Here is a 16,755-nt window from a genome sequence, read left to right as displayed (position 1 = left end):
GTAAAAATAAAACAAAAGAGGGGTTGTCTTAGGGCAACCTCTTTTTGTGTATAATATGGCATGTTAGAAAAAACCAAAACATATTTAAATGAGACTACTAATACAGCACCTTTGGCTGTGTTTAGAATAGGTTTTGGTATCTTGATGTTAATTAGCATCATCAGGTTTTGGTCTTACGGTTGGATTGAAAAATTATACCTAGAACCAAAATTTCACTTTTCTTTTTATGGTTTTGAATGGGTAAAACCTATAGGTAATTTCACCTATCTATTATTTGTTATCTGCGGTTTAGCAGCTTTTTTCATTCTCATTGGATATAAATATAGAATAGCTATTATAGCCTTTTTTCTAAGCTTCACTTATATAGAGTTAATGGATAAAACTACCTATTTAAACCATTACTACTTTATATCTGTTTTAAGTTTTTTAATGTGTTTTTTACCTGCTAATGCATATTTTTCTGTAGATGCTTTACTTAAGAAAAAACAGTATCAACAAATTCCTCGATGGACAATAGATAGTGTTAAACTATTATTAGCAATAGTATATTTTTATGCAGGTCTGGCAAAATTAAATAGCGACTGGCTGTTTAAAGCAATGCCATTAAAAATATGGCTGCCATCTAAATATGATATTCCTTTTATAGGAGAAACATTAATGCATAAAGAATGGTTTCATTTTGCAATGAGTTGGTCTGGAATGCTATATGATTTAGCAATACCATTTCTATTATTATATAAAAAAACTAGAACACTAGCCTTTGTATTGGTAGTCGTTTTTCATGTATTTACAAGGGTTTTATTTCCAATAGGGATGTTTCCATACATCATGATTGTATCTACTTTAATCTTTTTTGACGCCCATGTGCATGAGAAAATTTTAAATATTTTTAGAAAGGGATTACCGTTTTTTAAAAGCAGAAATGTTATAATTAAAAGCGAAGTATATACCTTTGCAAATAGAAAAATTGTAGTTCCTGTTGTTATCTTATTTTTAGCTGTGCAATTAGTATTTCCATGGCGATATTTAGTATATCCTAACGAATTATTTTGGACAGAAGAAGGCTATCGTTTCTCTTGGCGTGTGATGCTAATGGAAAAAGCTGGGTATGCCAATTTTAAAATAGTAAATAAGGAAACGAAAGATTTCTTTTATGTGGATAACACAGATTTCTTAACGGCTTTTCAAGAAAAACAAATGAGTTTTCAGCCCGATTTTATTTTGGAATATGCACATTATCTTGGAGATCATTTTAAAAGTCAAGGACATCAAAACATACAAGTTTTTGTAAATTGTCACGTGGCACTTAACGGAAGATTAAGTCAGCCATATATAAATCCAGAAACCGATTTATATAAAGAAAAAGAATCATTCAAACATAAAAACTGGATACTACCATTCCATGATGAAATTAAAGGTTTATAGCACATTAATAGTTATATTATTAACAGTCACAAGTACATTTGCTCAGCATAAAGTATCTGGAGTTATTACTAATTTAGAAACAAAGAATACATTAGCTAATGTTGCCGTATATGAAAAATCTTCTGGTTTGTTGGCAAAAACCAATGCAGAAGGTTACTATACGTTTACAACAGATAAAAAGAATCTAACACTCCTGTTTTTTTATTATGAGTTTCAAGTTTCTGAAGTTACACTTACCCTAGAAGCAGACATAGTAGTTAATCAAGAATTAGCTCCTTTACAAGAAGAATTATCAGAAGTAGCAATAATAGCAAGAAAAGCGAAGGTTTTTGAGTTAAGCAGATTAAAAGATGTAGAAGAAACTGCCATATATGCTGGTAAAAAAACAGAAGTAATTTTAGTAGATCAATCAATGGCTAATTTAGCATCTAATAACGCTAGGCAAATTTATAGTCAAGTTGCAGGATTAAATATTTTCCAGAATGATGATGCAGGGTTACAATTAAACATTGGTGGTCGTGGCTTAGATCCTAATAGAACCTCTAATTTTAATACCAGACAAAATGGATATGATATTAGTGCAGATGTTTTAGGATATCCTGAAAGTTATTATACACCACCAGCGGAAGCTTTAGAGCAAATTCAAGTGGTAAGAGGTGCAGCTTCTTTACAGTATGGAACACAGTTTGGCGGACTAGTTAATTTTAAAATGAAGTCGCCTAATGCTAATAAATCGATAGAGTTACTAACGCGTAATACCATTGGAAGTAACGGACTTTACACTAACTTTACAAGTTTGAGTGGTACCAAAAATAAGTTTAGTTATTATACGTATTTCAATTACAAAAAAGGAGATGGTTTTAGAGCAAATTCAGAATTTGAATCTAAAAATGCATTCTTGCATCTAGGCTATCAACTATCCGATAAAACTAAAATTACTGGAGAATTAACCTATTTACGCTATTTAGCACAACAAGCAGGTGGATTAAGTGATGCTATGTTTAATGAAGATGCTTTTCAAAGTAATAGAACGAGAAATTGGTTTCAAGTAGATTGGTTGCTTTATAACTTTAAAATTGCACACGAGTTTTCAGAAAAAACCAATTTTACCTTTAGCTTTTTTGGTTTAGACGCACAACGTGATGCTTTAGGATTTAGAACCAATCGTCAAGATATTCCAGACAATTTTGGGGAAAGAGATTTAATTAAAGGAGCGTATAATAACTTTGGTTTTGAAGCACGATTATTAAATAAATACACGCTTTTTGGTAAAGATGCTACAGGTTTAATTGGTACAAAGTTCTATAAAGCAAACAATACTTCTATTCAAGGACCAGGAAGTGATGGCACAGGTCCTAATTTTGAATTGCAATTAGATGCGTATCCTAATTATGAAAACCAATCTAATTTTTCTAATCCAAATCTGAATGTTTCCGTTTTTGGCGAAAACATACTATACCTTAACGATAAATGGTCGGTAACACCAGGATTTAGATTCGAATATATAAAAACAGAAAGTGATGGTTTTTCAAAACGAATAAATTTAGATGCTGCTGGAAATGTTATTCTTAATGAAACAGAATTTTCAGATGAATTAAATGAACGTTCTTTTGTGCTATTTGGATTAGGAACAAGTTTTAAACCTAATGATAAAATAGAATTTTATGGGAATGTTTCTCAAAATTACAGATCGGTTACCTTTTCCGATATTAATTTAGTGAACCCTAATTTTAGTGTAAGACCATTAGATGATGAAACAGGATTAACAGGAGATATAGGATTTAGAGGAAACTATAAAAAAGCAGTATCGTTTGATATTAGTGCCTTTAGCCTTTTCTATAATGATAGAATAGGAATTACTTTAGAGGTTCAAAACGATAATAGTGTTACTAAGGTTAGAGACAATATTGGAGATGCCTTTATTTATGGATTAGAGTCTTTAATAGATATTAACTTAAATGAATTATTTATTAAAAACAACAAGTATAGATTTAACTATTTTATTAATACTTCTGTAATTAATTCAGAATATGTAAACTCTGAAGAATCTGGTGTAGAAGGTAATGAAGTTGAGTTTGTACCAGAATTAAATATAAAAACTGGTTTACGTTTTGCTTATAATAATTTACAAGCAAGTATGCAATACACTTATTTGTCAGATCAGTTTTCTGATGCATCAAACTCAAGATCAGATGCATTAAGTAGTTCTGGAATTGTTGGCGTTATTCCTTCGTATGATATTTTAGACTTTTCACTTTCGTATAAATACAAACAGTTTAAATTAGAAACAGGTGTTAATAATGTTTTAGATAACACTTATTTTACAAGAAGAGCAACAGGATATCCAGGACCAGGAATATTACCTTCATCTCCAAGAAATTTTTATGCAACTTTAGAAATCAAAATCTAAGATATTTGCTATTGTAACGTTGTATCTTTTTTAAAAGAAATTATAGTGTAATAAAAAAACGCATTTTCTATTTACGTAATCGTATTGTAGAAAATGCGTTTTATACTTAAAGAAATACCATTAGCTATGCATTCTAAAAGCAATGAAAAATATAAGGATTAATCTCCATCTGTATCTGTTGTAGTAATAACAATAGATAAAGTACTTCTAACATCTACAGCAAATAAAATACGTAAGTCTTCTAATTTAGTATGTAAATCTTCTACTAAGTTATGCTCTTGTTCTACAGCTTCACTTAAAGGAATAGTTATAGCATCTAACGCTGTGTAAACTTCTGCAATCTTAGTTGCAATAGCATCGTTTAAATCGGTTGTATTTGTAATAGCGAATACATAATCATCTACACCTATTCCATTAGGGTTAAAGTATGCACTTTCTACACTTTCTATACTAGCTTGAACAAGCGCTTTAGAGGTATAGCTATAATAAGCTTGCGTTAATTCTGGAAGAATTACTTGCGAATTTTCTAAACCTGCAGGTTTACCAACTTTAGTCGTTTTAGTAACATCTAAAGCATTATGCATGCCGTTATAATATAGATTAAAAGAACCTTGAATACCAGAATCGTCATTATTAACAAAAAGAGAAGCATAAGCATCACCAGAAGCTGCCCATATTTCTTGAAGACGTTCAGCTCTTGAGGTAAGATAAGCAGAAGATAATCTTAGATAGTCCCGACGTTTTTGGGAAGCAACAAAACCAGAATTAATGGTAGTAGTATCTTCAGCAAATAATAAGTATTCTAAAGCTGCAAGAGATTTAGCTTGCGCGCTAATAGTTGCTATAAAATCTGCATCAATGGTGTCGTTATCAGAAATAAAAAATTCAATAGCACCTTCAACAGTTGGCCAATTATAAATAGAGGTATGTATAAATTGATCTCTAGCAATACCAATGTGATGTACGTACGTTTTTTCGTAAGCGATTGCTGTCGCTTTCCATTGTTGTCTAGCTATTTCTAGATTGGCTTCAGAAGTATCATTTACATAATTTTCTATGCTTTGCTCCAATGTAGTGGAAGCACTTACAAAAAGATTGATAGCAGGTAGAATTTGCTGATTACTAACATCAGTCAATAAGTTTTTTACATTAAAACTGTCTTCAGCATTATCATTATCACTATTACAAGTAAATAAGAATAGCGAAGTGATTGTTAAAGTTAAAAATAGATATTTTTTCATAAGATTATAAGGAGTTAACGAAGTCTATTAGATTGGTGCGTTCTTCTTCCGTTAGGTTTTTAAATTTATTTTTACTGTTTTCGGCTTCACCACCATGCCAAAGAATTGCTTCTTCTATATTTCTAGCACGTCCATCGTGTAAGAAAAAAGTATGATCATTTACAGTAGATATAAGTCCGATCCCCCAAAGTGGTTGTGTTCTCCATTCGTTTCCATTGGCTTCAAAATCGGGTCTGTTATCTGCTAAATCGTCTCCCATATCATGTAATAGGAAATCAGAATACGGTCTTATTGTAACATTTTCTAAAATGGAATGCACGTCTGAAGATCCAGTAGTTTGGTTTATTGCATGACAACTAATACAGTTTAATTCTGTAAAAAGTACTTTTCCTTTTAAAACAGATTCGTCTGTAAAATTTCTTCTATTTGGTACTGCTAAAGTAGATTGATAAAATAGAACACGATCTAATTGAGTGTCTGTAACTTCAGGTTCTCCACCAGTTGGAGCATCTATACAGTCTTGTTGAGGTGATGGACAATTATTTTCGGGAAATAACGAAGTAGTTAACCCCATATCTCCACTAAAAGCACCAGCTATTTGTTGTTTAAGAGAAGGCATGTTTGCTTTCCATCCATACTTTCCTAATATGTGAGTTCCAGATTCTATATCATATACATAGTTTGGTTTTCCTGAAATCCCATCATTATTAGCGTCAAATTCATCAGCAAATTGTAAAATTTCGTTATCTGGTAATGCGCTAACTAAGCCTAATCCAATAGTTTGTTGTGCAACTCGAGGAGAGGTTTGCACACCGACAAGACTACCAAATTGCTCTTCGGAAAAGGTATAGATTGGTTTTTGTAATTGGTAAGAAGTTCCGTCAAGATATTCTCCTTCAATAATTTCATAGGAAACATTAACCTTTGCTTCAAAAGGAATATTGTTATTTGCTTGATCTTGTATTTGGTTACCATAGCTATTTACAAGATTTGGATTACCAAAAGTATCTTGACCAGGTAAACTGATACGCATTAAGAAACCATCCGAGTTTTGTCCGTTAACCAGTGGGCCACCTCTTCCGTCTTTAAAATGACAACTAGCACAGGCTCTAGCATTGAACGTAGGCCCCAAGCCATCTCTTGCAGTAGTAGAAGCAGGGGAAGACACCCAATTTTGATTAAATAAAGAATTACCAGTTGAGAATTGTCCGATTTCAGTAAAAGATAATCCATCAATTTCAAAACCAAAAGCATTAGCACTAGTACTGTTAACTCCCAAATCACCAGTTAAATACTCTTCCCCTTCTTCGTATGTGTATTCAATAGGAGTATAAGCGTTGTCGTCATCAGATTTACAGGATGTAAAACCTATGGTAATACATAGTAAAAAAAGGATGTGTATTTTTTTATTTAGCAAAGTATAATGAATTTTAAATAGATAAATCCCGAAACAGCAAAGTTCAGGATTTATCCATGTTAAATAAAATAAAATATTATATTTTATTTTTAGTTTAAGTTGATCCCTATAACTGATGCGGATGCACTAATTTCATCTGCTAAAGTAAATAAAGCTTCAACAGCTTGCATAACAGGACCAGAAAGATCATCTGATGTTTCTTGTGTAATTAAATAATCAAAAGGTTGTGTATTGTTTCCAATTATATTAATTTTTGTCATTGCATCTGTAGCAGCATTTTGTAAAGCTAATGCTTGCGTTGCATTTTCTTGGTTTACTAAATCGTAAAAAGAAGGACCATCAATAGATCCGTAAGAACCATATATAACATTTATTACACCTTGTGCATTAGCAAATACATCTCTATTTGTATTATCTGAAAAACAAGAATGCTCATCTTCTTGGCCACTAGCACTCACTCCGTCTGTAGAATCAACAGGAGCAATCATACGCTCAGAACTTAATTCATCACCAGCAATAAAGAATGCGCCATTTATAGCTTGTTGTAAAGCAGTGTCTGTATCTAAATTTTCAAAAACGGTTCTATATGCTCCACCTTCAGCCCAAGTATTAACTAGCGCTAATAAGTCACTAACTAATAAATCTGTAGAAACGGTTAAGTATAAAGCTCTTCTATCTGCATTATCTGCAGTAGTATAATCTGTAAAAGTACGTTGACCAGCTAAATTATCTGCAGGCACTGTATTATCTTGTCCCCAAAGTAAAAATTCAATAGCGTGCCATCCAGTACTAATAGATTTATCATCTTGACCTTCGTTTAATCCAGCTATTGTTGCTTCATCAATAGTAATACTTGTATCGCTAATAATACTTCCGTAACTACCAGCATAATCTTCTGTACCAGATGCTACATAGTCAATATAACTTTCATCAATTGGCCAAGCATTCATTTGTCCTTCAATACCTAAAGACCAAGAATCAGATTCCGTATCTACAGGACCATTTGCTTCTCTGTATGCTTCTGTTTGTCCATAAGGTTCTCTTGCTGCTAACCAAGCATTTTTAGCAGCATCAAAACCTACTTCTGTTGGATTTGCTACAAAAGCTTCAATAGTATTTTGCAAAGTAACTGCCGAGTTATAACTGTCTAAATAAGACTGGTAAACTATATCTGCGTAATTTTCTACAACTTCTGTTTTTGTAATTTCATCATTACTTTGGTTACCGTTATTATCATCATCACTTGAACAAGCTGTTACAACTAGAGCTATTAATAAAATAGTAAGAAAATTTTTAATCGTTAATTTCATTTGTGTTTATTTAGACTGTTTAAAAATAAAGCGCAAATATATTTGTCAAGAAGATAAAAACCAAACTATTTAGAATAATTCTTGATAATTTACTGAAGGAATGAATATTTTTATATTACGAGGGTTATTTATCTGAAAATTTTGATGTTTCTTTATGTTTTGATTGTATATTTTATGAATTTATGAAGCAGTTTTTATTATTAATATTTTTTTGTACTAGTATTTCCTCTTCATCTAAAGAATGGAAAAGTATACAACAATATCAGAAAGTATCAAATAAAGAAAACTTGTCTAAAAAAGATTGGTTATGTTCAGATAGGAAACAAAATACCATAGTTTGGCAACATGCAAATAGTTTTAATCTTCAAAATAATTTTCCAGAAGAATATCAAACAATCCAACAACGTAGGGATTTTTATAGATGGTATTATTCAAAGATAGAAAATCTAGGACACGAAGTGGTTTGGCCAAAAATGGCATATTTCATTTCTAATAAATTGCGTCTCACCAAAATGTTTCCGTATACCATATTCACAAAAAAAAGTATAAAAATTTATTCATATCAAGGTAGTGAAACCGTTTTTAATAGTGCTTTTTTAGATATGAAAGCACTTTTTATTTCCGATGAAATTTTAAAAGGAAAAAAGGCACTGCTTTGGGATCAAGCCATTTTATACAAAGAACAGCATAAATGGATTGCGCCTATATACCAATCTATGGATGCAAATAGTTTGAAAACCATTGAACGAATGGCAAAAGGGAAAGGGTTTTATAGCCTCCTATTAGCTAAAGAAATTCGATTTGAAGGAGATATCACTCTAGCTAGTGAACGTTATAACTATGGATTAGATATCTTGAGGGATTATTGCAAAAAACATTATCAGTAATTTAACTGTATCTTAAAATGCATATCCTAATTATTGTCGTATATTAGCATGCAATTAATTCTAATTGCAACATGACAGCACACAACAACAAAATTGTAGGAGAAGGTTTAACGTACGATGATGTACTTTTAGTTCCAGCTTTTTCTGAAATACTACCACGCGAAGTCAATATTCAAACAAAATTTTCACGTAATATTACTATAAATATTCCTATTGTATCTGCTGCTATGGATACTGTTACCGAAAGTGCTATGGCTATCGCTATTGCTAGAGAAGGAGGAATAGGTGTTTTACATAAAAACATGACGATTGCCCAACAAGCTAATGAAGTTAGAAAGGTAAAGCGTGCCGAAAGTGGTATGATTACAGATCCTGTTACTTTAACACTAGATGCAAAAGTTCTAGATGCTAAGCAAAATATGGCAGAGCATAGTATTGGAGGAATACCTATTATAGACGAAAACGGAACATTAAAAGGAATTGTTACCAACAGAGATTTACGTTTTGAAAAAGATAATGCAAGACCAATTGTTGAAGTGATGACAAGCGAAAACCTTGTTACTGCTCCAGTTGGAACTTCTTTACAAGATGCAGAAGGTATTTTAAACGAGCATAAAATTGAAAAATTACTTATTGTAGAAGAAGATTTTAAATTAGCTGGTTTAATTACTTTTAGAGATATTACTAAACTTACACAAAAACCAATTTCTAATAAAGATTCTTATGGTAGACTTCGTGTTGCAGCTGCATTAGGAGTAACTGCAGATGCTGTAGAACGTACGGAAGCTCTAGTGAAGTCTGGAGTTGATGCTGTTATTATTGATACAGCACATGGACATACCAAAGGTGTGGTTAGTGTTTTAAAAGAAGTAAAAAAGAAATTTCCCCAATTAGACGTGATTGTTGGTAATATAGCAACAGGTGCAGCAGCTAAATATTTGGTAGAAGCTGGAGCAGATGCGGTAAAAGTAGGTATTGGACCAGGTTCTATATGTACTACTCGTGTAGTTGCAGGAGTTGGATTTCCTCAGTTTTCTGCAGTATTAGAAGTAGCTGCAGCAATAAAAGGTTCTGGTGTACCAGTAATTGCAGATGGAGGAATTCGTTATACAGGAGACATACCAAAAGCTATAGCTGCAGGAGCTGATACAGTAATGTTAGGTTCTTTACTAGCAGGAACTAAAGAGTCTCCAGGAGAAACTATTATTTACGAAGGAAGAAAGTTTAAATCCTATAGAGGAATGGGCTCTGTAGAAGCTATGAAGAAAGGAAGTAAAGATAGGTATTTTCAAGATGTTGAAGATGATATTAAAAAATTAGTACCAGAAGGAATTGTTGGACGTGTACCATACAAAGGAGAACTTTATGAAAGTATTCATCAATTTGTAGGAGGCTTACGTGCAGGAATGGGATATTGTGGATCTAAAAATATCGCTACACTTCAAGATCAAGGACAGTTTGTAAAAATTACAGCTTCAGGAATTAACGAAAGCCATCCGCATGATGTTACTATTACTAAAGAATCTCCTAATTATTCTAGGTAAGAAGTGAAATGCTAGTTAAAATAGCAACCTATTTTAATAGTATATAAAACCATTAATTCCTGCGAAAGCGGGAATTTTTTTGATATTATATTTTAGTTAGTAATGCTTTGTATGTCTTAAACCTAAGAAATCTTTTATTGCTTGTAAGCTTTTTTTAGGGCTTTCTTCCATTGGTACATGGCCCGTTTGGTCTAGAATGACTAAGGAGCTATTAGATAAATCTCTTTTCAGTTTATATGCATTACTTACAGGAATTAATAAGTCTTCCTTTCCCCAAAGAATAAGTGTTGGTGTTTTAATCGTACTAATTTTTTTATAGGAATCAGAAGTGTTTTCTTGCATGATTCTATCTACAAATGCTTGCCTGTTTCCTGGTCTTAACAGAAGTTCAAAATACTGTTCTACTAGCGCATCTGTAACTTTAGTTTTATTTGCATAGACATTTTCTACGCTAGATTTTGCCATGAATTTTGGTGTAATAAAAGTTAAAGCTTTGTTTAATATCGGAATCTTTGCAAGTGTAAATGCCAAAGGAACACTTCTAGCTTCGGTAGGATAACTTAGGGCATCTATAAGTATTAGTTTATCTACTTTTTTAGGGTTTTCAAGGGTGTAGCTCCAGGCTATTTTTCCGCCTAAAGAGTTTCCTGCCAAAATACATTTGTTTACATGTAAAGCACTAAGAAAGTTTTCAATAAACTGCACATAGTTTTTTATGGCGTAATCTCTATCTGGAAAAGGACCGGTTAAACCAAAAGCAGGTAAATCCATTCTAATAACACGATGTTCTTTTTTTAAATCTTCTGTCCAAGCATTAAAAGTATGTAAACTAGCTCCTGTACCATGAATTAAAACAATAGGTAAAGAATCGTTAGCAATTCCTTCATCTCTATAATGAATATCCATGCCATTTACAGAAATAAACTTAGAGGCTGTATTGGCATATTTTTCTTTTAACTTATCTAAAGGAATGTCTTTATAACCAAAACAAACAACAATAAGCAGCAGCACTAAAACGATGAAGAATCCTGTTTTTTTCAAAAAAAATAATGGTTTAATTTATAAAGATAATTAATCTTCTAATATGATTTAAAAATTCTAAAAAGTTTAAAATATTTAATCCTTATCCTTAAAAATCAATTGTCCTTTTGTAAGCCAAGAAATACCAAAAGCCCAAAGCGCAATACTTTCTAGCCAGAATACAGGATCTAAATGTTGCAATTCAGGGAATCGCTCTTGCAAGTAAAAAAAGTAAAGTGCTATTAAAACAATACAAGAGATCATCACATATCCGCAAATATGAAAAATAGTATTACGTTTTTTCTTTTTATTGCTTAAATGATTTTTCTCTGCTTTAGATTTTGGAAATAAAATTAAAGAAAAGTAAATAAGTGTAGCAAAAAATAATCCTGCAAAGGTAAAGTGAACGGTTTTTATCCAATCTTCATAAATAATACATTGTTCTGCACATTCTGAAACAGTATCTACACCTGTTGGAAAAAACGCAACTCCTATAGCAAATATACATGCTAAATTTCCAGCAATACTATCTCTAATATCATAACCTTTATAGGTAAACATAAAAAAAGCTACAGCACATAAAACACCTACAAGTATATTTCGCATTTTGGTGTGGTAGTAATCACTAATAGAACTCTGTACAATCTCACAGTTGCCATAATAAAAAGCACCAACCACTAATAATATTGGTAGTACAATGCCTAGGAGTCCAATGAGTTGCCTTAAAAGGTTATAAGATATTAATTGCGGATTGTCATTTTCATGTTCTTGTAGCATCCTTTTAGATTTTAGTTTAAAGTTAGACATTTTATCTAGTATAAAAAATACGTGTTTTCATTGTTTTACATCTCGGTAATGTTATTTAACAATTCGGTAATTATTAATTTCTAGTATATGCTTTCTGTTACATCTTTGTAGTATCAATCAAATTAAACCACTAAATAACATGAAAAAAACAGCACTAATTTTCATTTTTTTATTCAGTTTTACACTTTCTGCACAAACCATTAATGGAATAGTTACAGATGTAAATAAAAATCCAATTGCACTAGCGAATGTCTATTTAGAAGGCACTTATGATGGAGCTACAACTAATGATAAAGGAGAGTTTTCATTTAAAACCACAGAAAAAGGAACACAAAACTTAATCGTTTCCTTTGTAGGTTTTGAAACCTATACAATGCTTGGCGCTATTTCTTATATGAAAGATTTAAAAATTCAACTTCGAGAAGATATTAATTCTCTAGATGCTGTAATTCTTTCTGCAGGAACATTTTCTGCAGGAGATAATTCTAAAGTTAATGTGCTAAAACCTTTAGATGTGGTAACCACAGCTAGTGCTTTGGGTGATTTTGTAGGTGCTTTACAAACCTTACCGGGAACAACAACAGTTGCTGAGGATGGAAGGCTTTTTGTGCGTGGAGGTGAAGCTGAAGAAACTCAAATTTTTATTGATGGCATAAAAGTATTTACACCTTATAGCCCAACGACCAATGATACACCAACTCGCGGACGCTATTCTCCATTTCTGTTTGATGGCATTACTTTTTCTACTGGAGGATATTCTGCAGAATATGGTCAAGCATTGTCTAGCGTGCTACTTTTAAATACTACAGGAGAACCAGATCAAGAAAAAACCGATATTAGTATTATGAGTGTTGGACTAGGACTTGGTAATACACAAAAATGGGAAAACAATTCGTTAAGTGTAAATGCTTCGTATATAAATTTAGCTCCTTATAATGCTATTTTTAAAGGAAGAAATGAATGGATAAAGCCTGTAGAAGCGGCTTCTGGAGAGGCTGTATTTCGTCAGAAAACAAATAACGGAATGTTAAAACTATACACGGCTTTTGATGCTAGTCGTTTTGAATTAATTCAGGAAGATATTAATAACCCAGATGGTGTTTCTATTAAACTAAATAATAACAATTTATACTTTAATGGTTCTTACAAAGGAATGTTAGGTGATTCTTGGACGTTACAAACAGGAATGAGTTATACAAATGCTAATAATAAAATTAAATTGGATGCTTCCGATATTAATGACACTCAAAATTCTTTTCATGGTAAAGTAAAATTGAAACATAAATTTAATAATCGTTTTAAATTAAACTTTGGAGCAGAATATTTAGCAACCGATTTTAATGAAAATTATGAAGATAACTCGATACCTTCTGTAGATTACGGATTTAATAATAATATAAGTGCAGCTTTTACAGAAGCAGATATTTTCTTTTCAAAAAATCTAGCCTTAAAAGCAGGTTTGCGTTTAGAATATAGCGCTTTGTTTGATGCCATTACTCTTTCTCCAAGAGTTTCTATGGCGTATAAAATTTCAGAGAAAAGCCAAGTTTCTTTAGCCTATGGTGATTTTTATCAGAATCCGAATTCTGATATTTTAAAGTTTGAAACTAATTTGCAAGCACAGCATACTTCTCATTATATTTTAAACTATCAGTATAATAACAATAAGCAAATTTTTAGAGCGGAAGCATATTTAAAAGACTATACAGATTTAGTAAAATACGATAGTGAGTTTGTAAGTTTTGATGCTAATTATAATAATCAAGGAAAAGGATTTGCAAAAGGAATTGATTTGTTTTGGCGAGATAATAATAACATAAAAAATGTAGATTATTGGGTGAGTTATTCGCTTTTAGATAGTGAAAGAGATTATAAAAACTATCCTAATGCAGCACAACCTAATTTTGCAAACACACACAATCTATCTGTAGTTGGTAAATATTGGATTGACAATTGGAAAAGTCAAGTAGGTTTAAGTTATGCTTTTGCTTCTGGAAGAACGTATACCAACCCTAATGAAACAGGCTTTTTAAACGCCACAACAAAATCCTATAATAATCTAAGTTTAAATTGGGCCTATTTACTTTCTCCCCAAAAAATACTGTATTTATCGGTAAATAATGTCTTAGGTTTTAAAAATGTAAACGGATACCAGTATGCAAATACACCAGATATAAATGGCAATTTCGCTAGTAGAAGTTTACGCCCTGCAACAGATCAATTCTTTTTTGTTGGTTTCTTCTGGACTATCAGCGAAAAAGGAAATGATAATCAGTTAAATAATTTATAGATAACAGTCTGTCCTAAAATAATAACAGTTCAGTAATGCACTTTTTTTAAACAACCGAAAACAATAGATATTTGTATAACATAAAAAGCAAACTAAAAATGAAACATCTAATTATCATCGTAACTTTATTAATAACAAGTTTAGTTACAGCACAAACCAAATACGAACAAGGAATGCATAAAGCATTAGAGCTTTGGAAAACTAATCCTATTGAGGCTTCTCAACTTTTTGAGCGTATAGCAAAAGCAGAACCAGACAATTGGTTACCTCCTTATTATGCAGCAGAAACTTTAATTTTAGATGGTTTTACTAAGTTAAAAGATGTAAAAGCTTTAGAAGCACAATTAAATCAAGCACAAGGCTTTTTAAACGAAGCATCAGCAATATCTAAAGATAATCCAGAAATTATGGTCATGCAGGCATTATTACATACCGTTTATGTAGCAAGTGATGGTGCAACCTATGGTATGTTGCTTTCTGGTAAAGTAATGGCATTGTATGCGCAAGCAGAAAAAATAGCACCAAACAATCCTAGAGTTGTTTTGAGTAAAGCCGATTGGAATATTGGAGGTGCACGTTATTTTGGCAATGATATACAGCCATTTTGTAAAGAAGCAGAAAGAGCTTTACAACTTTTTACTACCTTTAAACCAGAAACAGAATTTCATCCAAACTGGGGAAGAGAACGTGCTCAAGAAATTATAAAAAGCTGTAAATAATAGTATAAAATAGATACCAATCCTTATGAATGAATACATAAAAAATATACTAATCACCTTTGCAATTGGTTGCCTGGTATTTGTAATAGGAAATGCCTCTTATAACGGATTTGCTTTTAAAAGCACCAATGCACTTTTAATCAACTTTAGCTTTTATCAGTTATATGCATTTGTATTAGGCTATTCTAATATGTATTATTTTAACTATTTAGAAAAAAGAACTTGGAATACTAAAAACGGTGTTAGCATTAAGCGTGTTATAATAGGAATTGTAGGCTCTATTATAATAACCATTATTGGTTTATTTATATTAAGAGTACTTACGGCATTGGTTTATGATGGTACAACTTTTGAAGCTTTTTTAGCTAAAGAAAGTTGGAGAAATTATTCTTTTGGAATCTGGATTACATTGTCTATTGTTATTACTTTTCATGCCTTTTATTTCTTCGCCAAGTTACAGCAACAAAAAGTAAAAGAGCAAAAGGTAATTGCAGGTACGGCAAGTGCAAAGTTTGATGCTTTAAAAAATCAATTAGATCCACATTTTCTATTTAATAGTTTAAATGTATTAACCAGTTTAATTGAAGAAAATCCAGGTAATGCACAAAAATTTACAACATCGCTTTCTAAGGTATATCGTTATGTTTTAGAGCAAAAAAACAAAGATTTAGTTACTGTAGATGAAGAATTAGCTTTTGCAAAAACATACATGTCGCTTTTAAAAATGCGATTTGAAGATAGTATTGTTTTTGAAATTCCAGAACAAGCTACAAACCCAGAAAGCAAAGTAGTACCATTATCGTTACAACTTTTATTAGAAAATGCTGTAAAACATAACATCGTAACATCTAGTAAGCCATTACACATAAAAATTTATGAAACCAATGGAAATCTAGTAGTAGAAAATAATTTGCAGGTAAAGCAAATAGTTAAAAAGAGTAGTGGAGTAGGTTTAAGTAATATCATGCAACGCTACCAATTATTAACCACAAAAAAAGTAAATATCAATCAAGAAGCAAGCCGTTTTGCAGTAGCAATACCAATGCTTACAAAACAAATCACAAGTATGGAACGTATAAACACAAACACAAAAGAAGACGCTTATTATAGAGCAAAAAAACGCGTAGAAGAAATTAAAGGATTTTACGGAAATTTAACCTCGTATTGTCTAGTAATTCCATTTTTAATATTTATTAACTACTCCACATCCTGGAATTTCCAATGGTTTTGGTTTCCTCTCTTTGGATGGGGAATGGGTATAGTAATTCATGCTTTTACAGTATTTGGTTATGGTAAAACATGGGAAGAACGTAAAATAAATGAAATCTTAGAAAAAGAAGAACAACAAAATAAATGGAGCTAATTATGGATTCAAATCATTTAAATAACGAACGCATTGCGCATGCAAGAAAACAAGTAAAACGAATTAAAGGTTTTTATACACACTTGATGATTTATATTGTTATAAATATCATGCTTGTATTTATAAACATTAAAAACTTAGATCCAGGGGAAAGTTATTTTCAGTTTCGTAATTTTATAACATTTGGTACATGGGGTATTGCAATAATTATTCATGCGCTTTCTGTTTTCTTACCAAATTTTGTTTTTGGGAGTAAATGGGAAGAACAAAAAATTAAAAAGTTTATGGAACAAGAGAAAAAGTTTCAAAACTGGGATTAACA

13 protein-coding genes are annotated in these 16,755 nt (G+C 31.5%); 8 read left to right on the top strand and 5 right to left on the bottom strand.

The window, feature by feature from the left end:
* The first annotated feature begins 60 nt into the window (after nucleotides 1-60).
* Both ACVC3Y_RS12920 and ACVC3Y_RS12915 read left to right on the top strand, forming a co-directional pair.
* The gene (locus ACVC3Y_RS12920; RefSeq protein ID WP_452227117.1) at nucleotides 61-1,425 is read left to right on the top strand and encodes an HTTM domain-containing protein; all 1,365 of its coding nucleotides are present in this window, start codon (nucleotides 61-63) and stop codon (nucleotides 1,423-1,425) included.
* The gene (locus ACVC3Y_RS12915; protein WP_452227135.1) at nucleotides 1,406-3,835 is read left to right on the top strand and encodes a TonB-dependent receptor domain-containing protein; all 2,430 of its coding nucleotides are present in this window, start codon (nucleotides 1,406-1,408) and stop codon (nucleotides 3,833-3,835) included. The genes ACVC3Y_RS12920 and ACVC3Y_RS12915 overlap by 20 nt, the downstream gene beginning before the upstream one ends.
* 158 nt (nucleotides 3,836-3,993) lie before the next feature.
* Here ACVC3Y_RS12915 and ACVC3Y_RS12910 read toward each other — a convergent pair whose 3' ends face one another.
* From ACVC3Y_RS12910 to ACVC3Y_RS12900, 3 genes are all read right to left on the bottom strand, one after another.
* On the bottom strand, nucleotides 3,994-5,076 hold the full coding sequence (locus ACVC3Y_RS12910; protein ID WP_452227116.1) for an imelysin family protein: 1,083 nt from the start codon (nucleotides 5,074-5,076) through the stop codon (nucleotides 3,994-3,996).
* A gap of 4 nt (nucleotides 5,077-5,080) precedes the next feature.
* The gene (locus tag ACVC3Y_RS12905; RefSeq protein ID WP_452227115.1) at nucleotides 5,081-6,493 is read right to left on the bottom strand and encodes a di-heme oxidoreductase family protein; all 1,413 of its coding nucleotides are present in this window, start codon (nucleotides 6,491-6,493) and stop codon (nucleotides 5,081-5,083) included.
* A gap of 89 nt (nucleotides 6,494-6,582) precedes the next feature.
* Nucleotides 6,583-7,803 (bottom strand): imelysin family protein, encoded by a 1,221-nt coding sequence (locus tag ACVC3Y_RS12900; RefSeq protein ID WP_452227114.1) that lies wholly within the window; start codon nucleotides 7,801-7,803, stop codon nucleotides 6,583-6,585.
* Nucleotides 7,804-7,985: 182 nt separating this feature from the next.
* Between ACVC3Y_RS12900 and ACVC3Y_RS12895 the strand changes: the two genes are divergently transcribed.
* Entirely contained in the window at nucleotides 7,986-8,690 is a 705-nt protein-coding gene (locus ACVC3Y_RS12895) for an Insecticidal toxin complex protein (protein ID WP_452227113.1), read from the top strand.
* Between the two features lie 71 nt (nucleotides 8,691-8,761).
* The gene (gene guaB, locus ACVC3Y_RS12890) at nucleotides 8,762-10,234 is read left to right on the top strand and encodes an IMP dehydrogenase (RefSeq protein WP_303424000.1); all 1,473 of its coding nucleotides are present in this window, start codon (nucleotides 8,762-8,764) and stop codon (nucleotides 10,232-10,234) included.
* A gap of 96 nt (nucleotides 10,235-10,330) precedes the next feature.
* Here guaB and ACVC3Y_RS12885 read toward each other — a convergent pair whose 3' ends face one another.
* Nucleotides 10,331-11,275, bottom strand: coding sequence for an alpha/beta fold hydrolase (locus ACVC3Y_RS12885; RefSeq protein ID WP_452227112.1), 945 nt, complete (start codon nucleotides 11,273-11,275; stop codon nucleotides 10,331-10,333).
* 75 nt (nucleotides 11,276-11,350) lie between these two features.
* A complete protein-coding gene (locus tag ACVC3Y_RS12880; RefSeq protein ID WP_452227111.1) occupies nucleotides 11,351-12,061 on the bottom strand; it encodes a hypothetical protein in 711 nt (236 codons plus the stop codon).
* Nucleotides 12,062-12,200: 139 nt separating this feature from the next.
* Between ACVC3Y_RS12880 and ACVC3Y_RS12875 the strand changes: the two genes are divergently transcribed.
* The 4 genes from ACVC3Y_RS12875 to ACVC3Y_RS12860 all read left to right on the top strand — a co-directional run bounded on the left by ACVC3Y_RS12875 (nucleotide 12,201) and on the right by ACVC3Y_RS12860 (nucleotide 16,753).
* Nucleotides 12,201-14,351 (top strand): TonB-dependent receptor, encoded by a 2,151-nt coding sequence (locus ACVC3Y_RS12875; protein WP_452227110.1) that lies wholly within the window; start codon nucleotides 12,201-12,203, stop codon nucleotides 14,349-14,351.
* Between the two features lie 98 nt (nucleotides 14,352-14,449).
* On the top strand, nucleotides 14,450-15,070 hold the full coding sequence (locus tag ACVC3Y_RS12870; protein WP_452227109.1) for a tetratricopeptide repeat protein: 621 nt from the start codon (nucleotides 14,450-14,452) through the stop codon (nucleotides 15,068-15,070).
* 25 nt (nucleotides 15,071-15,095) lie between these two features.
* Complete coding sequence (locus ACVC3Y_RS12865) at nucleotides 15,096-16,433, top strand: 2TM domain-containing protein (RefSeq protein WP_452227108.1); 1,338 nt, start codon at nucleotides 15,096-15,098, stop codon at nucleotides 16,431-16,433.
* 2 nt (nucleotides 16,434-16,435) lie between these two features.
* Complete coding sequence (locus tag ACVC3Y_RS12860; RefSeq protein WP_303423994.1) at nucleotides 16,436-16,753, top strand: 2TM domain-containing protein; 318 nt, start codon at nucleotides 16,436-16,438, stop codon at nucleotides 16,751-16,753.
* Nucleotides 16,754-16,755: the final 2 nt, after the last annotated feature.

Source organism: Lacinutrix cladophorae, from assembly GCF_053604645.1.
The sequence above is the reverse complement of the archived record's forward strand: the minus strand, read 5'-3'. Positions and strand labels throughout refer to the sequence as shown.

What these genes read in the sequence shown, in the direction of transcription:
- ACVC3Y_RS12920 (WP_452227117.1), top strand. Translation starts at nt 61, where the DNA reads ATGTTAGAAAAAACCAAAACATATTTAAATGAGACTACTAATACAGCA.
- ACVC3Y_RS12915 (WP_452227135.1), top strand. Translation starts at nt 1,406, where the DNA reads ATGAAATTAAAGGTTTATAGCACATTAATAGTTATATTATTAACAGTC.
- ACVC3Y_RS12910 (WP_452227116.1), bottom strand. Translation starts at nt 5,076, where the DNA reads ATGAAAAAATATCTATTTTTAACTTTAACAATCACTTCGCTATTCTTA.
- ACVC3Y_RS12900 (WP_452227114.1), bottom strand. Translation starts at nt 7,803, where the DNA reads ATGAAATTAACGATTAAAAATTTTCTTACTATTTTATTAATAGCTCTA.
- ACVC3Y_RS12895 (WP_452227113.1), top strand. Translation starts at nt 7,986, where the DNA reads ATGAAGCAGTTTTTATTATTAATATTTTTTTGTACTAGTATTTCCTCT.
- guaB (WP_303424000.1), top strand. Translation starts at nt 8,762, where the DNA reads ATGACAGCACACAACAACAAAATTGTAGGAGAAGGTTTAACGTACGAT.
- ACVC3Y_RS12880 (WP_452227111.1), bottom strand. Translation starts at nt 12,061, where the DNA reads ATGTCTAACTTTAAACTAAAATCTAAAAGGATGCTACAAGAACATGAA.
- ACVC3Y_RS12875 (WP_452227110.1), top strand. Translation starts at nt 12,201, where the DNA reads ATGAAAAAAACAGCACTAATTTTCATTTTTTTATTCAGTTTTACACTT.
- ACVC3Y_RS12870 (WP_452227109.1), top strand. Translation starts at nt 14,450, where the DNA reads ATGAAACATCTAATTATCATCGTAACTTTATTAATAACAAGTTTAGTT.
- ACVC3Y_RS12865 (WP_452227108.1), top strand. Translation starts at nt 15,096, where the DNA reads ATGAATGAATACATAAAAAATATACTAATCACCTTTGCAATTGGTTGC.
- ACVC3Y_RS12860 (WP_303423994.1), top strand. Translation starts at nt 16,436, where the DNA reads ATGGATTCAAATCATTTAAATAACGAACGCATTGCGCATGCAAGAAAA.